Source organism: Tessaracoccus luoxuelianae (genome assembly GCF_054483915.1).
Genome location: NZ_CM137013.1, coordinates 2,663,321 through 2,687,373 on the forward strand (window position 1 = coordinate 2,663,321; position 24,053 = coordinate 2,687,373).

16 protein-coding genes are annotated in these 24,053 nt (G+C 70.3%); 11 read left to right on the forward strand and 5 right to left on the reverse strand.

Annotated elements, in window-relative coordinates:
- Positions 1-35: 35 nt before the first annotated feature.
- From ACX1D1_RS12215 to ACX1D1_RS12245, 7 genes are all read left to right on the forward strand, one after another.
- Positions 36-1,031: a putative endonuclease domain-containing protein gene (locus ACX1D1_RS12215; RefSeq protein WP_459054726.1), complete on the forward strand. Its 996-nt coding sequence runs from the start codon at positions 36-38 to the stop codon at positions 1,029-1,031.
- Positions 1,028-5,590, forward strand: a complete 4,563-nt coding sequence (locus tag ACX1D1_RS12220) for an ATP-dependent helicase (RefSeq protein ID WP_459054727.1) — start codon at positions 1,028-1,030, stop codon at positions 5,588-5,590. Before ACX1D1_RS12215 ends, ACX1D1_RS12220 begins: the two co-directional genes overlap by 4 nt.
- Positions 5,583-6,428 (forward strand): DNA-formamidopyrimidine glycosylase family protein, encoded by an 846-nt coding sequence (locus tag ACX1D1_RS12225; RefSeq protein ID WP_459054728.1) that lies wholly within the window; start codon positions 5,583-5,585, stop codon positions 6,426-6,428. Before ACX1D1_RS12220 ends, ACX1D1_RS12225 begins: the two co-directional genes overlap by 8 nt.
- Before the next feature lie 72 nt (positions 6,429-6,500).
- Complete coding sequence (locus ACX1D1_RS12230; RefSeq protein ID WP_220489179.1) at positions 6,501-7,520, forward strand: LacI family DNA-binding transcriptional regulator; 1,020 nt, start codon at positions 6,501-6,503, stop codon at positions 7,518-7,520.
- A gap of 135 nt (positions 7,521-7,655) precedes the next feature.
- Positions 7,656-9,149: an arabinosylfuranosidase ArfA gene (arfA, locus tag ACX1D1_RS12235; protein ID WP_182783627.1), complete on the forward strand. Its 1,494-nt coding sequence runs from the start codon at positions 7,656-7,658 to the stop codon at positions 9,147-9,149.
- 12 nt (positions 9,150-9,161) lie between these two features.
- The gene (locus tag ACX1D1_RS12240) at positions 9,162-10,688 is read left to right on the forward strand and encodes an alpha-N-arabinofuranosidase (protein ID WP_459054729.1); all 1,527 of its coding nucleotides are present in this window, start codon (positions 9,162-9,164) and stop codon (positions 10,686-10,688) included.
- Position 10,689: 1 nt separating this feature from the next.
- Complete coding sequence (locus ACX1D1_RS12245) at positions 10,690-12,105, forward strand: glycoside hydrolase family 43 protein (RefSeq protein WP_459054730.1); 1,416 nt, start codon at positions 10,690-10,692, stop codon at positions 12,103-12,105.
- A 4-nt stretch (positions 12,106-12,109) separates the two neighbouring features.
- Here ACX1D1_RS12245 and ACX1D1_RS12250 read toward each other — a convergent pair whose 3' ends face one another.
- The 4 genes from ACX1D1_RS12250 to ACX1D1_RS12265 form a co-directional block, all read right to left on the reverse strand.
- The gene (locus ACX1D1_RS12250; RefSeq protein ID WP_459054731.1) at positions 12,110-13,162 is read right to left on the reverse strand and encodes a LacI family DNA-binding transcriptional regulator; all 1,053 of its coding nucleotides are present in this window, start codon (positions 13,160-13,162) and stop codon (positions 12,110-12,112) included.
- On the reverse strand, positions 13,125-14,633 hold the full coding sequence (gene araA / locus ACX1D1_RS12255) for an L-arabinose isomerase (protein ID WP_459054732.1): 1,509 nt from the start codon (positions 14,631-14,633) through the stop codon (positions 13,125-13,127). Before araA ends, ACX1D1_RS12250 begins: the two co-directional genes overlap by 38 nt.
- 114 nt (positions 14,634-14,747) lie before the next feature.
- Positions 14,748-15,596: an acyl-CoA thioesterase gene (locus ACX1D1_RS12260; RefSeq protein WP_459054733.1), complete on the reverse strand. Its 849-nt coding sequence runs from the start codon at positions 15,594-15,596 to the stop codon at positions 14,748-14,750.
- Complete coding sequence (locus ACX1D1_RS12265; RefSeq protein ID WP_370585774.1) at positions 15,597-17,432, reverse strand: AMP-dependent synthetase/ligase; 1,836 nt, start codon at positions 17,430-17,432, stop codon at positions 15,597-15,599.
- Between the two features lie 126 nt (positions 17,433-17,558).
- Between ACX1D1_RS12265 and ACX1D1_RS12270 the strand changes: the two genes are divergently transcribed.
- The 4 genes from ACX1D1_RS12270 to ACX1D1_RS12285 all read left to right on the forward strand — a co-directional run bounded on the left by ACX1D1_RS12270 (position 17,559) and on the right by ACX1D1_RS12285 (position 22,288).
- Entirely contained in the window at positions 17,559-18,014 is a 456-nt protein-coding gene (locus tag ACX1D1_RS12270) for a MarR family winged helix-turn-helix transcriptional regulator (RefSeq protein ID WP_182783617.1), read from the forward strand.
- 5 nt (positions 18,015-18,019) lie between these two features.
- Positions 18,020-20,800 carry an FAD-binding and (Fe-S)-binding domain-containing protein gene (locus ACX1D1_RS12275; RefSeq protein WP_459054734.1) on the forward strand — a complete coding sequence of 927 codons (2,781 nt, stop codon included), beginning with the start codon at positions 18,020-18,022 and terminating at the stop codon, positions 20,798-20,800.
- 95 nt (positions 20,801-20,895) lie between these two features.
- Positions 20,896-21,387 (forward strand): RNA polymerase sigma factor, encoded by a 492-nt coding sequence (locus ACX1D1_RS12280; RefSeq protein ID WP_459054735.1) that lies wholly within the window; start codon positions 20,896-20,898, stop codon positions 21,385-21,387.
- Positions 21,380-22,288, forward strand: a complete 909-nt coding sequence (locus ACX1D1_RS12285; protein WP_459054736.1) for a hypothetical protein — start codon at positions 21,380-21,382, stop codon at positions 22,286-22,288. Before ACX1D1_RS12280 ends, ACX1D1_RS12285 begins: the two co-directional genes overlap by 8 nt.
- Before the next feature lie 57 nt (positions 22,289-22,345).
- Here ACX1D1_RS12285 and ettA read toward each other — a convergent pair whose 3' ends face one another.
- The gene (gene ettA, locus ACX1D1_RS12290) at positions 22,346-24,028 is read right to left on the reverse strand and encodes an energy-dependent translational throttle protein EttA (RefSeq protein ID WP_459054737.1); all 1,683 of its coding nucleotides are present in this window, start codon (positions 24,026-24,028) and stop codon (positions 22,346-22,348) included.
- Between the last annotated feature and the right edge of the window lie 25 nt (positions 24,029-24,053).

Below are 24,053 nucleotides of genomic sequence, written 5' to 3' on the forward strand. Positions count from 1 at the left end.
TTCCCTCCGAAGCCCTCCGGTTCAACACTGACGGGATGCGACCCCGCCAGAGCATCCCGCCCTCGATCATCCAGCTCGCTGCGCACCAGGCCGGCGTCCTTTCGGCTGCTCAACTCACGGCCGCAGGAGTCAGCGACGACGTCCGGCGGCGCCTCCGGCGAGAATGGACAACCATCGCCCCCAAGCTCTACCTCATCCACTCACCCACCTGGGAATCGGCCGCCTGGGCTGGCCTCCTTCGAGGAGGCGCATCAGCCGTCATCAGCGGAGCCGGCGCCGCTTACCTGCACAAGTTCCTGAGGGATCCTCCGGCCTCACTCACGGTGTGGACGGACAGGCAGCGGGGCGCACTGCAGGTGGCGAAGTGGCGCGTCGACTTCCGACGCGGCCCACGGGCCGGCAGGGGCACCCCGCCTCGGACTGCCGCAGAGGCGGCCCTGTGGGATCTCGCCGACGAGAGCGACGAGACCACCACCGTCGCCGCCTTCGCATCCGCCCTCGCCAACCGACGCACCACTGCCGAACGCCTGCAGACCTCCCTGAGGCAGCGGCGTTCGACGGGGCACCTCCCCGTTCTCACCCAACTCCTCACCCATGCGAACACCGGCATCGAGAGCGCCCTCGAGTGGAGATTTCACGCCCGAGTGCTGGAGCCTCACCGCCTCGCCACACCCCGACGGCAGGCGAGCACACACGTGGGACGGGTGGATGGCATCTACGACGATGAGGGGATCATCGTCGAGCTTGACGGGATGCGCGATCACACCGACTGGTCGAAGGACATGTGGCGCGACAACGAGCACGCGCTGCAACTCGGCGCGGTTACCCTCCGCTACGGCTGGTGGGCCGTGGAACTGACCCCCTGCGCGGTGGCCACCCAACTCGCCTCCGCACTGTCCGCGCACGGATGGAAGGGCGCCATGACGCGGTGCCCCGGGTGTCCGGAGGAGGCCAGTGTGAGTCCTGAGGGTGAGTTCCCCCCGGAGACCCTCACTCAGCCGTCGGAGGGCGGTGGCAGACTCTACGCATGAGCGAATCAGCCGTCTTCTCCGCGCCCACGCGCGGCTGGTTCGACGGCGTCTTCGAGGCACCGACGGCGGTGCAGGCGGAAGCCTGGGCCACGATCGCGCGCGGGGATCACGCCCTGGTCGTCGCCCCGACGGGGTCCGGCAAGACGCTCGCGGCGTTCCTGTGGGCGCTGGACCGGCTCGCCGCGCATCCCCGCACTCCGGGCACCACCGTCGTTTACGTGTCGCCGCTCAAGGCGCTGGGCGTGGACATCGAGCGCAACCTCCGCGCACCGCTCACCGGCATCCGGCTCACGGCCGAACGGCTCGGCGTCCCGCTGGCGGACGTCACGGTGGGGGTGCGCAGCGGAGACACGACGGCACGGGAGCGAGCCGCCCTGGTGCGCCGCCCCCCGGACATCCTCATCACCACGCCCGAATCGCTGTACCTCATGCTCACCAGTTCGGCGCGCGCCACCCTGACCGGGGTGGAGACGGTCATCGTCGACGAGATCCACGCCGTGGCCGGCACCAAGCGCGGCAGCCACCTGGCGCTCAGCCTGGAGCGGTTGGACGCCCTGGTGGGCCACGACGTGCAGCGGGTGGCGCTGTCCGCGACGGTCCGCCCCATCGAGCGGGTGGCCGCCTTCCTGGGCGGCGACCGCCAGGTCACCGTCGTGGCTCCCCCCTCCCACAAGGAGTGGGACGTCTCCGTCCGGCTCCCCGTGCCAGACATCACGGACCCCGGCCCGCCCCCCGGTGCGGAGGCGCCGGTGGACCCCCTGCTGCGCGGCGCGGGCACAGACACTCTCACCGTCGACGGACCGGCGGGCGCCTCGCTGTGGCCCCACATCGAGCAACAGGTGTACAGCAGCATCATGCAGGGCCGCTCCACGCTCGTGTTCACCAACTCCCGACGCGTGGCCGAACGCCTCACCGGCCGTCTCAACGAGCTGTGGGCCGCCGAGCACGCACCCGACACGCTCCCCCCGCCGCCGGACCGCCCGCCCGCGCAGGTGATGGCACCGGTGGACACCGTCCGCGGCGCGCCGGCCGTCATCGCGCGGGCCCACCACGGGTCCGTGAGCAAGGAGGCCCGCGCGGAGATCGAGGCGGCACTCAAGTCGGGGGAGCTGCGCTGCGTGGTGGCCACCAGCTCCCTGGAGCTCGGCATCGACATGGGCGCGGTGGACCGCGTCATCCAGGTGGGCGCCCCGCCGTCGGTGGCCAGCGCGCTGCAGCGCATCGGGCGCGCCGGGCACGTCGTGGGGGCGGTCTCGACGGGGGACGTCTATCCCCTGCACCGCGGCGACCTCGCCCCAGCAGTGGTCACCACCGAGCGGATGCTGGCCGGCGAGATCGAGGAGCTCCGCGTGCCGAGGCACCCTCTGGACGTGCTGGCCCAGCAGACGGTCGCGGCGGCCGCGGCCGCCGGCGATGCGGGACTCGAGGTGGACGCCTGGTTCGCGATGATCACCCGCGCCCACCCCTACGCGGGCCTGGACCGCGCGCTGCTGGACTCGGTCGTCGAACTCCTGACCGGCGCCTACCCGTCGGCAGACTTCGGGGAGCTGCGGGCCAGGCTCATCCTCGGCGACGACGGGCGCCTCTACCCACGCCCGGGCGCGCTACGCCTGGCCGCCACCTCCGGCGGCACCATCCCGGACCGCGGCATGTTCGGCGTCTTCCTCGCCACCGACGAGCAGGGGTCGCGGCGCGTCGGCGAGCTGGACGAGGAGATGGTCTACGAGTCGCGGGTGGGCGACGTGTTCACCCTCGGCGCCTCGGCCTGGCAGATCCAGGAGATCACCCGGGATCAGGTGCGAGTCATCCCGGCGCCCGGCCGCACAGGCCGGCTCCCGTTCTGGCGCGGCGATGACGAGGGGCGCCCGGCCGAGTTGGGGCGCCAGATCGGCCGCCTGACCAGGGAGATCTCCCGCAACCCCGCCCGCCTTGACTCTCCGCAGCTGGACGCCAACGTCCGGTCCAACCTCGCCACCTATGTCGCGGAGCAGCGGGCCGCCACCGGCACACTCCCGGACGACGCGACCGTCGTGATCGAACGCTTCCGCGACGAGCTGGGCGATTGGCGCGTGGTGGTGCACTCCCCCCTCGGCCGGCGGCTTTTGGGCGCGTGGGCCCTGGTGATGGCCGAGTCGCTGTCGCGGGCGGCGGGGGTGGAGGTGCAGCCCGTGGTCTCGGACGACGGCGTGGTGCTGCGGCTACCGGATTGCGATGCGGTGGACCGGCTGCCCGAGCTGCTGGTGGTGGATCCCGACGAGGTGACCGGGATCGTCACGTCCCAGGTGGGCGGCACCGCGCTGTTCGCCGGGCGGTTCCGGGAGTGCGCGGCCCGGGCCCTGTTGCTGCCCCGGCGCACACCCGGGCGGCGGGCGCCGCTGTGGCAGCAGCGCCAACGGGCCGCACACCTGCTGGAGGTGGCCCGCCACCATCCCCGGTTTCCCATCATCATCGAGACCGTCCGTGAGGTCACCCAGGACGTCTACGACCTGCCCGGCCTCGTGGACCTCATGCGTGGCCTCCGCTCCGGGGGCGTCCGGCTGGTGGAGGTGGCCACGGAGCAGCCCAGCCCCTTCGCCGCGACACTCCTGTTCCGCTACACCGGCGCCTTCATGTACGACGGCGACGCCCCGCTGGCCGAGCGGCGCGCCGCGATGCTCTCGATGGATCCGGAGTTGTTGGCGGCGGCACTCGGCACGTTGGATCTGCGGGAGCTGCTGGATCCGGACATCGTGGAGCAGGTGGTGGCCGAGCTCCAGCACACCGCGCCGCAGCGCCGGGCCGCGACGCCGGACGACCTGGCAGAACTCCCCCGCCTCCTCGGGCCCATCCCGCTGACCGATCTGGCGTGCCGCACCACGGTCCCGGATCTCGACGACGCGCTGGCCTCGCTGGGCGGCCGCGTGGCCGTCGTCCGGCTCGCCGGCGCGCCGCACCTGGTGGCCCCCTCGGATCTGGGGCTGCTGCGCGACGCGCTGGGCATCCCCGTGCCGCACGGCCACAGCGTGCCGCCCACCGAGGGCCGCGACCCCCTCACCCAGCTCGTGGCCCGCTTCGCCCGGACCCACGGCCCGTTCACCGCCCACGACGCCGCGGCCGCGTTCGGTCTCGGACCTTCGACGGTGGCGCTGGTGCTGGATCGCGAGGCCGCGGCCCGCCGCCTCACCACCGGCCGCTTCACGCCGGGCGTCCTCGAGCCGGAGTACGTGGACACCGAGGTCCTTCGCCGCCTGCGCGGCCGCAGCCTCGCCGCAGCCAGGCGCGAGCTGCAGCCCGTGTCGCAGAGCGCCTACGCGCGCTTCCTGGCAGGTAGCCATCAGCTGACGGACCGCCCCCCGTCGAGCCCGGACGAGGTGCTCCTGGCGCTGCAACGCCTGGCAGGCGCGGTCCTCCCGGCCAGCGCCTGGGAGACCCAGGTGCTCCCCGCACGGGTCGCGAGATACTCCCCCGCGCACCTCGACGCGCTGCTGGCCGAGTCCGAGGTGGTGGTCCGGGTGCGCGGCTCGGCCGGCCCCCAGGACCCGCTCGTCGCGCTCGTGCCGGCCACGGATCTGGACCTGCTCGGTCCCTTCGAGGGCGCCCCGTCGGCGGAGTCGCTGGCTGTCGCGGCCGCCCTGGCCGACGGTGACGGCACCTTCCCCGCCCTCCACCTCGCGCTCGGGGGGTCGACCGCGGAGCTGGCCGACGCGCTCTGGCGCGCCGCGGAGGAGGGAGCCATCGCCCCGGCATCCATGTCTCCGGTCCGCGCCCGGATCGGCGGGAGCTCCAGGGCGGCCCATCGTGCGGCACGCCCCTCCCCCCGCCGTCGGGCCAGGCTGCCGCGTCCGTCGCGCGCCCTGCTCATGGGTGGCGGCACGCTCACCCCGCCGTCGGCCGCCGGCCGCTGGTACCGCGTCCGGGATCCCCTCCTGGCGGCCCCCGAGGCGGCCATCGCTGTGGCGTCGGCCTGGTTGGAGCGGCACGGCGTGGTGACCCGGGGCGGGGTCACCGCCGATGGCACCCCCGGTGGCTTCGCGGCGGCCTACCGCCTCCTCTCCGAGCTGGAGACGGCCGGCACAGTGATGCGCGGCTACGTGGTGGAGGGGCTGGGCGGCGCCCAGTTCTCCACCCGCGAGGTCATCGAGCAGGTGCGCAGTTTCGCTGATTCGCCCGACGCCGGCCAGTGGCCGTCGGGAGCCGGGCACCCGGCGCCGGTGGTACTGGCCGCACTCGATCCGGCCAATCCCTACGGCAGCATCCTCCCGTGGCCCGAGCATCCCAGCGCACGAGTGGCCCGCGCGGCGGGCGCGCTCGTGGTGCTGGCCGACGGCCTGTGCCTGGCGCACCTCACCCGCGGCGGGCGGACGCTCACGCTCTTCGGCGACCCCGCCGCGCGCGAGGAGCGGGCGGCCCTGGTCACCCGCGCGCTCCTGCAGGCCATCGCGGAGGGGCGCATGGAGCGTCTCCGGATCGAGGAGATCGACGGCGAGCGCGTGGGCGCCTCGGGGCTGGAGCCCGCCATGCGCGCCGCCGGCGGGCGGATCTCCCCGAAAGGCCTCACGCTGGAGGCCGGGCGTGCCTGAGGGCGATTCCGTCTGGAGGCTCTCCGAGCGGCTCCAGCCCCTCGTCGGACGCACCATCGAGGACAGCCAGTTCAGGGTCCCACCGCTGGCCACCGCCACCCTCACCGGATCGACGATCACCCGGGTGTGGCCGCACGGCAAACACCTCTTCTGGCGCTGCGACGAACGCATCCTGCACACCCACCTGCGCATGGACGGCACCTGGCGCATCCACCCGGCGGGCACCCGATGGGGGTTGCCCGCGCACACCGCCCGGGTGGTGCTGCGGGTGAGCGGCGGCATCGAGCTGGTCGGACATTCGCTCGGCCTGGTGGAGCTGTGGCCCGCGGGCGAGTTCCAGGCGCGGATGGGGCATCTCGGCCCGGATCCGCTGGCAGAGGACTGGCTGACCACCGGCCGCTGGGCACCCACCGGCCGCGACGAGGCCGTGCGCCGCTTGGCGGCCCACCCGGAGCGCACCGTGGGCGAGGCGCTCCTGGATCAGCGGGTCCTGGCCGGGGTGGGCAACGAGTACCGCGCTGAGCTGTGCTTCCTCCTGGGCGTGCACCCCGCCACGCCGGTGGGCGCGACGGACGCCTCGGCCGTCGTGAACCTGGCGGGACGCGTCATGCACGGCAACCTCACCAGCCCCGTGCGGACCTTCACCGGCGACCACCGGCCGGGGCAGACAAGCTTCGTCTTCGGACGGAAGGGCCGGCCCTGCCGACGGTGTGGCGCGGCCATCCTGGGCGGAGCCCTCGGCGGGGCCACCACCGTGGCGGATCCGAGGGCCGGTCAGGAGCGGGTCATCTGGTGGTGCCCCGCCTGTCAGCCGTTGCTCGGGGCCGCCGGGATGTGACCACCCCACCTGCCATTTCAACGATGAATGTGGGAGGATCGACACAGAGGATTTCACCGAGAGGAGTCACGGGTGGCAGCCACCATGCAGGACGTCGCCAAACTGGCGGGCGTCTCCGCCAAGACGGTGTCCAACGTGGTCAATCACCACCCGCACGTGGCGGCCGCAACAAAGGCCCGCGTACAGGCCGCCATCGACAAGCTTGGCTACGAGCTCAACATCACCGCGCGCAACCTGCGCAAGGGCAGCACGGGGCTCGTCGGGCTGGCACTTCCCGAGTTGAAGCTGCCCTACTTCGCGGAGCTGGCCGATTCGGTCATCGTCGAGGCGGAGAAGGTGGGCCTGCGGGTGCTCATCGAGCAGACCAACAGCGACCGCGACCGCGAGATCGACGTCCTGCACGGCCAACGCAGGTTCATGACCGACGGCCTGATCTTCTCCCCCCTGGCGCTCGGCCAGGACGACATCCACCTGTTCCAGGTGGACTTTCCGATGGTCCTGCTGGGCGAGCGGGTGTTCGGGTCCACCAACGACCACATCACGATGAGCAACGTGGAGGCCGCCAAGGCCGCCACTCAGCACCTGCTCCAGAGCGGGCGGCGGCGGATCGCCGTCGTGGGCACCCACCCGGGCGAGAAGGTGGGCTCAGGCCCCCTCCGCGAGCAGGGTTTCCGGGCGGCGATGGCGGAGGCGGGCGTCCCCGTCGACGAGAGGCTCCTGTGCCCCGCGGAGCTGTGGCATCGCAACACTGGCGCACAGGCTATGGAGGCCCTCATCGCCTCCGGTGAACCGTTCGACGCCGTGTTCGCCCTCAACGACGCGATGGCCATGGGTGTGCTGCACAGCTTGAGCTCGCATCGGATCGACGTGCCGGGAGACGTGGCCGTGATCGGCTTCGATGACATCGAAGACGCCGCCTACACTCGCCCCACCCTCAGCTCGGTGGCCCCCGGGCGGACCCAGATCGCCCGGACGGCCGTGGAACTGCTGCAGAAGCGCATCACCGAAGCGCATGCCCCGCTGGACCAACGCAGTCCGATTCAGCGGATCTACGCAGACTACGAGCTCGTCCTGCGCGACTCGTCGCGCTGACCACCCACCCTGCACGGCGTCGTCGTTCATCGATGGCGACGGTGGGGGCAGCCATGCCTCTTGACCTCGCCGCCGGGCCGTGACATGATCGGTTACATCGATGAAATCTCGACCGGCGAAGGAGCCCGTCCAGCCATGTCAATTGCCCGACTCGTCATCAACCCCGCCTTCACCGTGGGGCCTGTCCGCCGCCGGACCTTCGGCTCCTTCGTGGAGCACCTGGGCCGCTGCGTCTACACCGGCATCTACGAACCCGGCCACCCCTCCGCTGACGAGGACGGCTTCCGCACCGACGTACTCGACGTGGTGAAGGAACTCGGCGTCTCCAGCGTCCGCTATCCCGGTGGGAACTTCGTCTCCGGGTACCGCTGGGAGGACGGCGTCGGCCCCGTCGACGAGCGCCCCGCACGCCTGGACCTGGCCTGGCACTCCACGGACCCCAACACCTTCGGCACCGACGAGTTCATGACCTGGGCCGCGAAGGCCGGCATCGAGCCGATGATGGCGGTCAACCTCGGCACCCGCGGCGTGCAGGAGGCGCTGGACCTCCTGGAGTACTGCAACGTGCCCGGCGGTTCGCACTTCGCCGACCAGCGCCGGGCCAACGGCGCCGAGGATCCCTACCGCGTGAAGATGTGGTGCCTCGGCAACGAGATGGACGGCCCCTGGCAGATCGGCCACAAGACCGCCGAGGAGTACGGGCGCCTCGCCACTGAGACGGCCCGCGCCATGCGCATGATCGACCCGGGCCTCGAACTGGTGGCCTGTGGCTCGTCCGGCCGCTCGATGCCCACGTTCGGCGAATGGGAACGCACCGTGCTGACCGAGGCCTACGACTACGTCGACATGGTCTCCGCCCACGCCTACTACTGGGAGCAGGGCAACCTTCAGGAGTTCCTCGTCAGCGCCGAGGACATGGACCGGTTCATCGCCTCCGTCGCGGCGACCGCGGACGCCGTCGCCACCGCCCGCAAGAGCGAGAAGGTGATCGGCATCTCCTTCGACGAATGGAACGTCTGGTACCAGGACCGCACTCCGTCGAAGCCCCCCACCGGCGACGACTGGCCGGTGGCCCCTCGGCTGCTCGAGGACAACTACAGCGTCGCCGACGCCGTCGTGGTGGGCAACCTGCTGATCTCACTCCTGCGTCACACGGACCGTGTGTGGTCCGCCAGCCAGGCCCAGCTCGTCAACGTCATCGCCCCGATCATGGCCGAGCCGGAGGGACCGGTCTGGAAGCAGACCATCTTCCACCCCTTCGCGCTCACCTCGAAGTTCGCCCAGGGCGACGTGTTGCGCGTCATCATCGACGGCCCCACCATCCACAGCGAGCAGTTCGGCGACGTGCAGGCCGTCGACGCCGTCGCGACCTGGACCGACACAGACGGCGCGCTGTTCCTCGTCAACCGACACGAGACCGACACCATCGCCATCTCCTGCGAGGTGCCCGAGGGGCTCACGCTCACCGAGGCGGTGGCGCTGCACCACAGCGACCCGCTCTGGCAGGCCAGCCCCGAGGACGACACCACCGTCGCCCCGCGCGCCCTCGAGACCGCCGCCCTCACCGGCACCACCCTCACCCTCGACCTGCCCCCCACCTCGTGGGCCATGGTCCGCCTGGCCCGCTGAGAGGAGCCACCCGTGACGAAAACGCCCATCACCGCTGTCGTCAATCTCGACGTGCCGGGCCCCACCATCTCCCGGCACGTCTACGGCCACTTCGCCGAGCACCTCGGGGCCTGCATCTACGGCGGCCTGTTCGTCGGCGAGGACTCCACCATCCCGAACGTGCGCGGGATGCGCACCGACGTGGTGGAAGCATTGAAGGCCATCAACATCCCCAACCTTCGCTGGCCCGGCGGCTGCTTCGCCGACGAATACCACTGGCACGACGGCGTCGGCCCCCGTGAGGACCGACCCTCGGTGGTCAACACCCACTGGGGCAACGTCGTCGAAGACAACTCCTTCGGCACCCACGAATTCATGGACCTGGTGGACCAGCTCGGCACCGAGCCCTACATCTGCGGCAACGTCGGCTCCGGCACCGTCCGCGAAATGGCCGACTGGATCGAATACCTCACCCGCTCCGGCGCCGCCCCCATGTCCGAACTACGCCGCGCCAACGGCCGCGACGAACCCTGGAAGGTCAAGTTCTTCGGGATCGGCAACGAGTCCTGGGGCTGTGGCGGCAACATGCGCGCCGAGTACTACGCCGACCTCGCCCGCCAGTACTCGACCTACTGCCGCGAGCACGACGGCAACCAGCTGTACAAGATCGCCGGCGGCGCCAACGTCGACGACTACCACTGGACCGAGACGCTGATGAAGACCCTCGGGGACCTGGGCTGCGGCTGCAACCCCCGCCACTTCTTCGACGCCATCTCCCTGCACTACTACACGATGCCCTCCACGTTCGAGGACAAGAAGTCAGCCACCGACTTCGACGACGCCACCTACTACCAGACGATGGCCGCCGCCTGGCGGATCGACGAGCTGCTGACCCGGCACGGCAACGTGATGGACGTCTACGACCCCTCCAAGCGCATCGGCCTGGTCCTCGACGAATGGGGCACCTGGTTCGCCGTTGAGCCCGACACCAACCCCGGCTTCCTGTACCAGCAGAACACCATGCGCGACGCCCTCGTCGCCTCCGTCCACTTCGACTCCTTCCACCGCCACGCCGACCGGTTGGCGATGGCCAACATCGCCCAAACCGTCAACGTCCTCCAAGCCGTCCTCCTCACCGACGGCGACACCCTCATCACCACCCCCACCTACCACGTCTTCGACATGAACAAAGGCCACCACGACGCCGACAGCCTGGCAGTGGCGTGGATCGGGGAGCCGGTGCCCACGCGGCAGGTCGGCGACACCACCCTTCCCCTGATCAGCGGCTCGGCCAGCGTGAAGGACGGACAAGCACTCATCTCCCTGTCCAACCTCGACCTCGACCAGCCCCGCACAGTGCACCTCGACCTCCGCGGCCGCACCGTCACCAACATCACAGGACGCATCCTCACCGCCCCAACCATCACCGACCACAACACCGCGAACCAACCCGACGCCGTCGCCCCCACCAACCTCCCCACCACCACCCCCACCGACGGCCACCTCGACATCGAACTACCCCCACACAGCTTCATCACCCTGACCCTGGCGCTGGGCTGACGTGCGGACCCGTCTCGCGGCGCTCGCGTTCGCCGTCGCCCTCGGCCTGACGGGATGTCAGGCGGAGGGTGCCGCACCCGAGTTCGCCGACGCCACCGTGCATGACCCGGACCACATCGAGGTCGACGGCACCCACTACCTCATCGGATCCCACCTGCAGGCGGCCTCCAGCCCGGACCTGATGGACTGGACGCAGATCGCCGAGGGCGTCAACGCGGACAACCCCCTGTTCGAGGACGTCACGCAGGAGCTGTCGGAGGCCCTCGAATGGGCCGAGACCGACACGCTCTGGGCGCCGGACATCATCCAGCTGGCAGACGGCCGCTTCTACCTCTACTACGACGCCTGCCGCGGCGACTCCCCGCTGTCGGCCATGGGGATCGCGGTGGCCGACGAGGTCACCGGGCCCTACGAGGACCTCGGCCTCATCCTCAAGTCCGGCATGAGCGGCGAGAGCGAGGACGGCACCCCGTTCGACGCCCGGGTCCACCCCAACGTCATCGACCCGGACGTGTTCTACGACGCCGAGGGCAGGCTCTGGATGGTCTACGGCAGCTTCTCCGGCGGCCTGTTCATCCTGGAGCTGGACCCGGCCACCGGCTTCCCGCTGCCCGATCAGGGTTACGGGAAGCACCTCTGGGGCGGCAACCACTCCCGGATCGAGGGGCCGGCCGTCAGCTACGACGAGGAGACCGGGTACTACTACCTCTTCGTCACCTACGGCGGCCTGGACGCCGCCGGCGGTTACAACATCCGCGTGGCCCGCTCCACCAGCCCCGACGGGCCCTACCTGGACGCCGAGGGTGTGGACATGGCAGAGGTGAAGTCGGATCCCACCCTCCCGCTGTTCGACGACGTGACCATCGCGGAGTCCGCGGTCAAGCTGATGGGGAACCACGTGCTGGCACCGGCCACCGACACGCTGCCCGCCCTCGGATACGTCTCCCCCGGTGGCAGCTCGCCGTTCGTCGACGAGGAGAGCGGACGCTCACTCATCGCGTTCCACGCGCGCTTCCCGGGCCGCGGGGAGGCTCATCAGGTGCGCGTGCACGAGGTGGCCATCGACGAGGACGGCTGGCCGGTCATCTCGCCGCTGCGCTGGGCGGGGGCCCCGGACCGGGAGACTACCGCCGAGGACATCCCCGGCACCTATGCACTGGTGGACCACGGCCCGCGCACCATCGACCGTTCCATGGGCGAGGCGGGTTCCATCACGCTGCTGGACGACGGCAGCATCAATGGCGACCGCCCGGGCACGTGGACGGCTGACGGGGACCGCGTGCTCCTCACCCTCGACGGGGAGGAGGTCTCGGCCGAGACCTTCCGTCAGTGGGATGAGACTGCCCAGACATGGGTGACCACGCTCAGTGGCGTCAGCCCCGGGTCCACCGCGCTCTGGGCTGTGCCGCAGGGCTAGGGAGTCATCGAACGCTCCGGCGTTCACGCAGCTGGGGAGCCAACTGCGTGAGCGCCGGGGCGTCGCCCGTGATGGCGGCCACGAGGACCTCCAGGCATGCGCCGCCCAGCTCTGTGAACGGCTGCGCGACGGTGGTCAGCGGCGGGGCGAAGAACGCGGCGCCGATCGAGTCGTCGTAGCCCACCACGCTGACCTGCCCGGGCACCTCGACGCCGGCGTCTCGGAGGCCGGCCATCAGGCCGAGGGCGGTGGCGTCGTTGCCGCAGAACACCGCGTCGGGAAGGTCTGCCTCCGCCAGCATCTGCCGCGCCGCGGCGTACCCGGACTCGGCGGACCAGTCCCCCACGATCACCTCGGGCACGGGCAACCCGGCCTCGACGAGGGCGTCGCGCCAGCCCGCGACCCGGGCGCGCGCGTCGAACCAGTCGAGGGGGCCGGAGATGTGTGCGATCCGCCGGCATCCGCGCTCGATGAGATGCGCCGTCGCCAGATGGCCGCCCAGCCGCTGATCGACGGTGACGACCTGACAGCCGTCGGTGGGGTCGGTATCGGCGACCAGCACGGTGGGAATCCCGATGCTGCACTCGCGGGCCAGCCTGGCCATCCGGTCGTGCGGGGCCACGATGGCAATCCCCTCCACACCGCGATCCCGAAAGCCCTTGAAGACCTGAGCCACCTCGTCGTCGTCAGGGTTCTCGAGGGCGGCCACCAGCGTCGCGTAGCCGGCGGCCCTGGCCGCGACCTCGATGCCTGCCACCGTGCTCGACGGGCCGACGTAGCCCGAGCCCGTCCAGACGACTCCGAGCAGCGCGGTCTGCTGCGTGATCAGCGAGCGGGCGGCCAGATTGCGGACGTATCCGAGCTCCCGGATGGCCTCCTCGACGCGCTCGCGCGTCTCGGGGCGCACGGTGTCCGGCGAGTTGATGACCCGCGACACCGTCTGGTGGGACACGCCCGCCAGACGGGCCACGGCCATCATCCCGGGGGGCCGGCCGGCGGCGCGACCCCCGCGGGCGGGCTCAGATGCCCTGGGTGAGCCGGTGGTAGACCTGCTCAAGGCGGCGCTCCTGCGCGAAGCCGCGGGCGGTGGTGTGCTCGTCGATGATCGCCAGCTCCATGCCTGCGATCTCGGCGAAGTCCTCCCACATCTCACGGGTGGTGGCGGTGGACATGGCCGTGTGGTGCGCGGCGCCGGAGATCAGCCAGCACTCGGCCGACGTGGCGAAGTCCGGGGCGGGCTCCCAGACGGCGCGCGCCACGGGCAGGTTCGGCAGCGGGGCGTCGGGCGCCACGTTGGTGACCACGTTCATGGTCAGGCGGAAGCGCTCGCGCATGTCCGCCATGGCCACGACGAGGGCCGGGCCCTGGTCCGCGTCGAAGACGAGGCGCACGGGGTCTTCGCGGCCGCCGATGCCCAGCGGGTGGATCTCCAGCTTGGGCTTGGCCGTGGTCAGCGACGGGCAGACCTCGAGCATGTGGGCGCCGAGGATCTTCTCCTTGCCGGGAGTCATCTCGTAGCAGTAGTCCTCCATCAGCGACGCGCCGCCGGGGAGGCCGTAGCCCATCACCTTCGCCAGCCGCACGAGGATGGCGGTCTTCCAATCGCCCTCTGCGCCGAAGCCGTAGCCGGCGGCCATCAGGCGCTGCACGGCGAGCCCGGGGAGCTGCTTGAGCCCGCCGAGGTCCTCGAAGTTGGTGGTGAAGGCGCCGAACTTGCCCTCCTCCAGGAAGCTGAGCATCCCCAGCTCCTGGCGGGCGCCGTAGCGCAGCGCCTCGTGCCGCTCGCCGCCCTTGCGAAGCTCGGGCACGACGTCGTAGAGCTCTTCGTATTCGGCCACGAGGGCGTCGATGTCCTCATCGGAGACGGCGTTGACGGCCGCGACGAGGTCGTTGACGCCCCAGGTGTTGACGGAGACACCGAGCCGCAGCTCGGCCTCGGTCTTGTCGCCCTCGGTGACGGCCACGTTGCGCATGTTGTCGCCGAACCGGGCCAGCTTGGTGTTGTGGAGCGAGGCCCAGCCTGCGGCCGCGCGCGCCCAGGTGCCGATCTTCGCCTGCACCGGTTCGGTGGAGGCGTGCCCGACGACGGTGCGGCGGGCCTTGCCGAGCCTGGAGGCGATGTAGGCGAACTCGCGGTCGCCGTGAGCGGACTGGTTGAGGTTCATGTAGTCCATGTCGATGGTGTCCCAGGGCAGGCCCATGGACGCCTGCGTGTGCAGGTGCAGCATCGGCTTGTCGAGGGCGGCCAGGCCGAGGATCCACATCTTGGCCGGGGAGAAGGTGTGCATCCAGGTGATGACACCGATGCAGGACGGATCAGCGTTGGCGGCCAGCATCTCGGCGCGGATGGCGTCGCGGTCCTTCAAGGTGGGGCGGTGGACGATGGACACCGGGATGATCTCGGCGGCGTCGAGCAGGGCCACGACATCCTGCGACTGGGCCGTGACCTGCTCCAGGGTCTCGGGGCCGTAGAGGTCCTGGGAGCCGGTGAGGAACCAGATTTCCTTGCCGGCGAAGGGGCTTTCCATGGGTTCTCCTTGAGGGATCTTCGCTTCCGGCCGTTGTCACCGTCGATGGCACAACCTGCCGATGTGAACGTTCACAATCTACGCCCGTCCGGCCGCCGTGTCCAGCCGGTCGGCTCAGGTGACGAGGTGCCTGCCGAGGCGCTCTCTCGTGGTCTCGTCGAGGGGGGTCTTGCGACCGTCGAGGTCCGCGCAGACCAGGATGGTGCGGCCGCGCACAAAGAGGGTCCCGTCCTCCGCATCGAGAATCTCGGCAGCCAGGGTGATCGACGACGACCCCAGCGCCACCGGTGCGATTCGGACCTCGTAGGGCTTCATCCGGTGGTCCATCTGGGCCACGTAGTCCACGTCCTGGCGAGCCACCAGCCACAGATGCCGACTCCCCGCCGAGCCGGCGCGGGCCATGTCCGGATCCCACGCCGTCGTCGCAGAGATCCGCGCCTGCTGCAGGTAGTCGAACACCTTGGCGTTGTTGATGTGGCCGTAGGAGTCCAGGTCCGTCCAGCGCACGGGCAACGGCACCTTCGTCCCGCGACCCTCGAGCGACGGCGCCGCCAGCGCCCTGAGCGGCTCGGCCTCCACGCGATGGGCCTGAAGGAACTCCCGGTACTCCGGGAGGATCCGCGTGGGCGCCTGCGCCTCGAAATCGAAGGGACACAGCAGCGTCCGGGCGACGACGGCGAGCTCGCCCGCCTGGCGTAGCTCATAGGACAGCGCGATCCGCGCCGCGCCGAGCTCCGCCACGCCGAGCCGGACGTCCACGCCGTCGTCCGAATAGTCGATGGCCCGCCGATACTCCACCTCGTGGCCGACCACGACCACCCCGGCGTCCAGGAGGTCGGAGGCCGGGCCGCTGCGGAGGAACGCCACGCGGGCCTCCTGCAGGTAATCCACCACGATGGCGTTGTTCACGTGCCCCTGCGCGTCCAGATCTGACCAGCGCAGGGGGCAGCGGACCTCGAACACTCAGCCTTCCTGCGGGTACAGGGAGTTGACCAGGTCCGAGTACTTCTCCGTGACGATGGAGCGACGGATCTTCATGTTGGGCGTGACGCCCTCGTTGTCCACCGTCAGCTCGTGGTCCAGGATGGCGAACTGCTTGACCGTCTCCCACCGCTCGAGCTTGGCGTTGACGCGCTCCATCCAACGCTCGATCGAGGCCCGGATCTCGGGACGCCGGCTGAGCTCGGCGTAGCTGAGCCCGCCGTGCCCGTGGTTGTCCGCCCACTTCTGCAGCATCACCGGGTCCAGCACCACCAGGGCGGAGACGTATTTGCGGCCGTCGCCGATGGCGATCGACTGCGCCACGTAGGGGATGTTGGCCTGGATGGCGCTCTCCACCTTCTGCGGGGCCACGAACTTTCCGCCGGAGGTCTTGAAGAGGTCCTTCTTGCGGTCCGTGATCTTGACGTGGCCGGTCGGCGTGATCTCGGCGATGTCGCCCGTGTGGTACCAGCCGTCGGCGTCGAGCGCCTCCGCCGTCTCCTCGGGAAGGTTGTGGTACCCGGGTGTGATGATGGGGCCGCGCAGCAGCAGCTCGCCGTCGTCCGCCAGCTTCCGCTCGATGCCGGGCAGGATGGGGCCGACGGTGCCGAAGTGCGGGTCACGCGGGAGGTCGACGCCGGCGATGGCGCTGGTCTCGGTGGCGCCGTAGCCCTCCACGATGAGGATGCCCGCACCGTAGAACCACTGCTGCACCTGCGGCGAGAGCTTGGCCGCGCCGGAGATCATGAACTTGATGTTGCCGCCCAGCTTCTCCTTGAGCTTGGAGAAGACAAGCTTGTCCGCGACCTTGTACTGCAGCGCCAGGGCCCCCGTCAGCGGGCGGCCCGCGAGGCGGTCGTCGATGGACTGGTAGCCCACGTGGAAGGCCCAGCGGGCGATCCTGCCCTTGAGCCCGGTGGACCCCGTCATGACGGCGGCACGGACCTTCTCGAAGATGCGGGGCGCGCCGCACATGAACGAAGGCTTCACGATGCCGAGGTTCTCGACGATCTTGTCGATGCGCCCGTCGACGGCGGAGGCGAAGCCGTAGTCGAGCTGAACGGCGATCAACGCCTTGCCGAAGACGTGGCTGAGCGGCAGCCACAGGTACTGCAGCTCGTCCGGGCCGATGATGTCCAGGTACTTGGTGGCCGCGCCCTCGTAGACCCAGGACATGTGGTTGAGCCGGACGCCCTTGGGTCGGCCCGTGGTGCCGGAGGTGTAGATCAGGGTGGACAGCGACTCCCGGTGGGTGGAGGAGACCGCCTCGTCGACGGCCTCGGGATGCTCGGCCAGGTAGCGCTCGCCGGATTCGCGCAGGTGCTCGAAGGAGATGATCCGGTCGTCAAGGGTCAGGCCTGTGGTGTCGAACACGACGATGGTGTGCACCTGCGCATCGAACTCGGGCGTGTCGGTGAGCTTGGCCACCTGCTCGGCGTTCTCCGCCACGAAGATCACCGAGTCGGAGTCCTTGACGATGAAGTGGAGGTCCCCGGCCTGCGTGTTCGGGTACACCGTGGTGGTGGCCCCGGCGGCGAGCGCGATCGCGAGATCCATGAAGATCCACTCGATGCGCGTGTTGGAGCAGATCGCGACGCGCTGCTCGTACTGCAGACCGCGTGCGAGCAGTCCGGCAGCCAGACGTTCCACGACGTCGTTGGTCTCCTGCCAGGTCAGCTTCGTCCACCCGGCCGGCATGTCGGCCGCCGCCTCGGGATACATGAAGGCGAGCTTGTTGGGCGTCGCCTCAACGCGCCGCCGGAACATGTGGCCGACGCTGTCGGCCGCCTTCTCCAAGATGTCTTCACGAATACCCACGGTGGCAGTCCCTTCTCACTTTCAGCCAAGACTATCGGGGGTGGCATTGAGCGGGTAGGGGTTTGAGCCGTGGGCGAAGTATCGGCAGGGATACTTGAAAGCTTAACAACCTGCTAGACTGACGGAATGTCCGAACCAGTGAACGGGTGGCTCAGCGAGAGCCAGCAACGCGTCTGGCGGAGCTATCTCCTGGCCAAGACCCACATCGAGGAATACCTGGAGGAGGCCCTGCGCGACTTCGGGCTGAGCCTCGCCGAATACGAGCTGCTCGTGCGCCTGTCCGAGTCCCCGGACCATACCATCCGGATGGGGGAGCTGGCCGCCTCGGTCGGGCACTCGAGGTCGCGCCTCACGCACACCGTCAAGCGGATGGAGCAGGCGGGCTTCGTCAAGCGGACGTCGTGCGCCTCCGACGGTCGCGGGGTCCAGGCCACCATGACCCAGACTGGGTTCGATCTGTTGAAGAAGGCCGCGCCTGCCCATGTGGATTCGGTGCGGCGCGTGTTCGTCGACGCCATGTCCCCGGAGGACTATGTTGCGCTCGGGCGCGCGATGTCGGCGGTGTTGGCGGTGGCAGACTAGGGCGGGTGACCACCACCTCCGCGCCCCACGCTCAGCTGCTCGACCGCCTCGGGGACCTCGCGGGGATCGTCGACACCTCCACGCTCACCCGCGCTCTGTACTCCAGCGACTCCTCGCTGTACCGGGTGGCCCCGCAGGCGGTGGCCCATCCCCGCACCACCGAAGAGCTGATCTCGCTGGTGCGCGCAGCCCTGGACACCGGCACCCCGATCACCGCCCGCGGCGCGGGCACCTCCTGCGCCGGCAACGCCGTCGGCCCCGGCCTGGTCATCGACACCTCCCGGCATCTCAATCGGATCCACTCCATCGACCCGCAGACCCGCACCGCCGTGATCGATCCCGGCGTGGTACAGGAGCAACTGCAGATCGCCGCCCGGCCGTTCGGCCTGAGGCTGGGCCCGGATCCTTCCACCTCGAACCGGTGCACCGTCGGCGGCATGATCGGCAACAACGCCTGCGGCCCCCGCGCGCTCGGCTACGGCCGGATGGCGGACAACGTGGTCAGCTTGGACATCATCACCGGGAACGGCGAGCTGCTGACCCTCGGCGCCGACGACGTGCCCGAGCTGCGCTCGCTGGTGGCGGCCAACCTCGGGGTCATCCGCACCGAGTTCGGCCGGTTCACCCGCCAGGTCTCCGGCTACTCGCTCGAGCACCTGCTGCCGGAGCGGAAGTTCGACGTGGCGAAGTTCTTCGCCGGCACCGAGGGCACGCTCGGCGTGATCGTCCGCGCGACCGTTCGCCTTGTAGCCGACGCCCCTGAGCGGCTCATGGTGGCGCTCGGCTATCCGACGATGGCCGACGCGGGAGACGACATCGCCAACCTGCTGCGCTTCAAGCCCTCCGCGTGCGAGGGCCTGGACCGGCGCATCGTGGACGTGGTGGTCGCCAAGTCGGGCGCCGCCGCCGTCCCGCCACTGCCCGCCGGTGACGGCTGGATGTTCCTCGAGGTGGTCGGCGACGACGCCGCCGAGGTCCGCGCCAGGGCTGAGGCGCTGGCGGCCGCCGCGAAGGCCGGCGAGGGCTGGGTGGTCGACGATCCGGCCCTGGCCTCCCAGCTGTGGAAGATCCGCGCAGATGGCGCCGGCCTCGCGGGCGTCAGCCTGGCCAAGCCCGCCTACGGGGGCTGGGAGGACGCGGCGGTCCCGCCCGCCCAGCTCGGCCACTACCTGCGCGCGTTCGACGACCTCCTGGCCAGGTACGGCCTGCACGGCCTCCCCTACGGCCACTTCGGCGACGGCTGCGTGCACTGCCGGATCGACTTCCCCCTCACCGAACCCGACGGCGCCGCGCGGTACCGCGCCTTCGTCGAGGAGGCGGCCGCGCTGGTGGCGGGCTTCGGGGGCTCGATGTCCGGCGAGCACGGCGACGGACGGGCACGCTCGGCCCTGCTGCCGCACATGTACTCGCCCAAAGCGCTGGAGCTGTTCTCGGGCGTCAAGCAGATCTTCGATCCGAGGAACCTGCTCAACCCCGGGGTGCTCGTCGACCCCGCCCCCGTGGAGGCCGATCTCAGGATGGTGGCCGCCAGCCGGTCACCGTTGTCACTGTCGGAGCCTGAGTTCGTCGAGCAGGTCCACCAGTGCAGCGGGGTGGGCAAGTGCCTGGCGGACACCACGGGCGCAGGCGGGGTGATGTGCCCGAGCTTCCAGGCCACCCGCAACGAGAAGGACTCCACGCGTGGCCGGGCGCGGGCGCTCCAGGAGATGGTCAACGGTTCGCTGATCACCCAGGGCTGGCGCTCCCCCGAGGTGCACGCCGCGCTGGACCTGTGCCTCTCCTGCAAGGGCTGTGCACGCGACTGCCCCACCGGTATCGACATGGCCGCCTACAAGGCCCGCGTCACCCACGAGCGGTACAAGGGCAGGCTCCGCCCCCGCAACCACTACGCGCTGGGCTGGCTCCCCCGCTGGGGTCGGCTCATCACCGCCATCCCCGGGCTGGGCTCGCTGATCAACGTGGTGGGCAAGACCCCCGGGCTCGGGCGGCTGCTGCGCTGGGGGGCCGGCGTGGACGCCCGCCGCGACATTCCCCGCTTCGCCAACCGCAGCGCCCGGAGCCGGATGCCCGCGGTGCCCGCGGGCAGCAAGGGTCGGGTCCTCATCTGGGTGGACTCGTTCTCGGACTGCTTCGAGTCCACCTCGTTCGCCGCCACGGTCCAGGTGCTGGTGCGGCTCGGCTACGAGCCCGAGGTCCTGAACGAGAACGCCTGCTGCGGCCTGACCTGGATCTCCACCGGTCAGCTCGACGGCGCCCGCCGTCAGCTGACCAACGCCGCGGCCGTCCTGGCCCCGTACGTGCGAGACGGGGTGCCGATCGTCGGAGTCGAGCCCTCCTGCACCGCGGTCTGGCGCAGCGATGCCCCCGAGCTTCTCCCGGACAACGCCGACGTCGCCGCGCTCGACGGCACAGTGCTGACTCTGGCGGAGTTCCTGGCCACCGACGCCGACTTCCGCGCGCCGGACCTCACGGGTCACACCATCGTCGCGCAGCCGCACTGCCACCACGCCTCGGTCATCGGTTGGGGACACGACAAGGCGCTCATCGAGTCCACCGGAGCCACCCTGGTCGCGGTGGGCGGCTGCTGCGGGCTGGCCGGCAACTTCGGCGTGGAGCGCGGGCACCACGAGGTGAGCGTGGCTGTGTTCGAGCACGATCTCGGCCCCGCCGTCGAGGCGCACCCGGACGCGATCGTGCTGGCCGACGGGTTCAGCTGCCAGACGCAGCTGACGTCGCTGGCGGGACGGTCCTCGATGTCGCTGGCGGAGCTGCTCGCCACACACTGATCGCGGCGCGCCGGAAACTGAAATGCAACCGGCACCCTCCCCCCGGGCGTAGACAGGACACATCAGTCACAACGCCACAAAGGAGGGGGAGGGACGTGGACGAAGCCCAATTCGACCGGTTCTACGCGAACTCGTATTCCAAGCTCGTGGGCCAGGTCTATGCAATGTGCGGCAACCTGGCCGAGGCCCAGGACTGCGTCCAGGAGGCGTTCATCCGGGCGTGGGACCATCGCAGCCAACTCGACGTGCTCCGCAGCCCCGACGCCTGGGTCCGCACCACGGCCTACCGCCTGGCCGTCAGCCGCTGGCGCAAGGCGCGCCGCGCTCTCCGCCAACCCGACCGGGCACTCGAGCCGGAGCGCACCGTCGAGCCCACACCGGACCGGGTCGCCATCAACCGCGCCCTCGAACAACTGCCAGATGCCCAACGCCGAGCGATCGTGCTCTACCACCTGTGCGATCTGAGCGTCAACGAGATCGCCCAGGAGGTGGGTTCCCCCACCGGCACCGTCAAGGCCAGGCTCGCCCGCGGGCGGCAGACACTCGCCCGCCTACTCAACACCGACTTGGAGGTCCGTCATGCCTGAACACATCCCCCAACTGGACGACCTCGCGGCCCACGCTCAGGAGGCCCCCATGCTCCCCGCTCATGAAGTCCGTCGCCTCGGTGACCGCCGTCGCACCACGCGGCGCGCGGGCCTTGCCGTGGCCGCCGTCGGTGCCGTCGCCGCGCTCGGCGTGGGCGTCTGGGCCGTCACTCCCCTGCTCCGAGGGGCCGACAACCCGGACTGGGCCGCCTCGCCCAGCCCAACCGTCAGCCCCACTTCGAGCCCCAGCGCCTCGCCGGACCCGACGATGTCGCCGAGCCCGACGGAGGCGCCGTCGCCCTCCGCCCCGGCGGGCCCGGTCCCCCCGACGTGGGCCAACGTGCCCACCGTCGAGCTGATCTATCCCTACGAGTGGTCGATGGTGGGGGTGCTGTCCGAGAGCGAGGCCATGGGCGATTCCGCCAAGGGCCTGTGCGACCGTGGCGAGTGGGGAGATCCCACCACAACCCTGGTCCGCTCGTTCGGGATCGAGGGCGAGCTGCCCACCTACGCCATCGTGCTGGGGTACGCCGACGAGGCCGCGGCCTCAGCCGGCTACGACGAGATCCACACCGCCGCCGTCGAGTGCGAGTCGATCATGACGGAGGCGGGCTGGGACCGGGTCAGCTCAGCGGAGGACACCCGGCTGCCGTTCGACGGCTCCACCGTCGACAAGGAACCCACGCGCGCCGCGTACTTCTACGGCATGGCCGTCATGGAGGGCGAGGACATCGGAGTGTTCAACGACACCCTGGTGATGCAGGCCGGCGAGCGCGTGGTGTGGCTGGTCAGCACCTTCGAGGGCATGGACAACAACTGCTCGGTCCTGGCAGGTGACGACGCGGGCCAGTGCTCCTTCGCCAAGTCGATGCCGGAGGTGCTCGAGCTCCTCGTCAAGTAGGCACAACACGCAAGCGCTCCCCGGCCGTGCGGCCGGGGAGCGCTTGGGTGTGCGGGGTCAGCGGGTGAGGCGACGGTGGGTGGAGCGGTGCGGGCGGGCCGCCTCCGGGCCGAGGCGCTCCAGCTTGTTGACCTCGTAGTCGGCGAAGTTGCCCTCGAACCAGAACCAGCGCGGGGTGCCGTCCTCGTCCTCGCCCTCCCAGGCGAGCATGTGGGTGGCGACGCGGTCCAGGAACCACCGGTCGTGGGAGATCACGACCGCGCAGCCGGGGAAGTCCAGCAGGGCGTCCTCCAGGCTTGAGAGGGTCTCCACGTCCAGGTCGTTGGTGGGCTCGTCGAGCAGCAGCACGTTGCCGCCCTGCTTGAGCGTCAACGCCAGGTTGAGGCGGTTGCGCTCACCGCCGGACAGGATGCCGGCCTTCTTCTGCTGGTCCGGGCCCTTGAAGCCGAACGAGGCGACGTAGGCACGCGAGGGCACCTCGAAGTTGGCCACCTTGATGAAGTCCAGCCCGTCCGAGACCACCTGCCAGACGTTGTCCTCCGGGTTGAGGCCGGAGCGATTCTGGTCCACGTAGCTGAAGGAGACCGTCTCGCCGATCTTCACGACGCCGGAATCCGGCTCCTCCTGGCCCGTGATGGTCTTGAACAGGGTGGTCTTGCCCACGCCGTTGGGGCCGATGATGCCCACGATGCCGGCGCGCGGCAGGGTGAAGGACAGGTCCTTGATCAGCACCCGGTCACCGAAGCCCTTCGTGAGCTTTTTGACCTCGAGCACGATCGACCCGAGGCGGGGGCCGGGCGGGATGTTGATCTCGCCCGTGTCCAGCTTGCGGTCGCGCTCAGCCTCGGCCGCCATCTCCTCGTAGCGCTGGAGGCGGGCCTTGCTCTTGGCCTGGCGGGCCTTGGGCGAGGACCGCACCCACTCGAGTTCCTTCTCCAGGATCTTGGCGCGCTTGGCGTCCTTCTTGCCCTCGATCTGGAGGCGCTGGCGCTTGGTGTCGAGGTAGGTGGAGTAGTTGCCCTCGTAGGGGTGGAGCTTGCCGCGGTCCACCTCGCAGATCCATTGCGCCACGTTGTCGAGGAAGTACCGGTCGTGCGTGACGGCCAGGACTGCGCCCGGGTAGGCCTTGAGGTGGCCCTCCAGCCAGTTCACGGACTCGGCATCCAGGTGGTTGGTGGGCTCGTCGAGGAGCAGGAGGTCCGGCTGCTGCAGGAGCAGCTTGCACAGCGCCACCCGGCGGCGCTCACCGCCGGAGAGCACGTCGACGATGGCATCCGCCGGCGGGCACTGGAGCGCATCCATCGCCTGGTCCAGGCGGGCGTCGACGTCCCATGCCTCGTGCGCGTCGAGGTAGGTCTGGAGGTCCCCCATCTCGGCGAGCAGGGCGTCGAAGTCCGCATCCGGCTCGGCCATCTCGTGGCCGATCGCCTCGAAGCGGGCCATCTTCGCCTTGATCTCGGCGACGGCCTCCTCCACGTTCTCCTGAACCGTCTTGCCCTCGGTGAGCGGCGGCTCCTGCAGCAGGATGCCGACGGTGGCCCCCTTCTGCAGCTGCGCATCCCCGTTGTTGGGGCGGTCCATGCCCGCCATCAGCTTGAGCATGGTGGACTTGCCGGCGCCGTTGGGGCCGACGATGCCGATCTTCGCGCCGGGGTAGAAGGAGAGGGTGACGTTGTCAAGGATGACCTTGTCGCCCACCGCTTTGCGCACGTTGTGCATGGTGTAGATGAACTCAGCCACTTGAGAGCCTTTCGAATTGACCGCA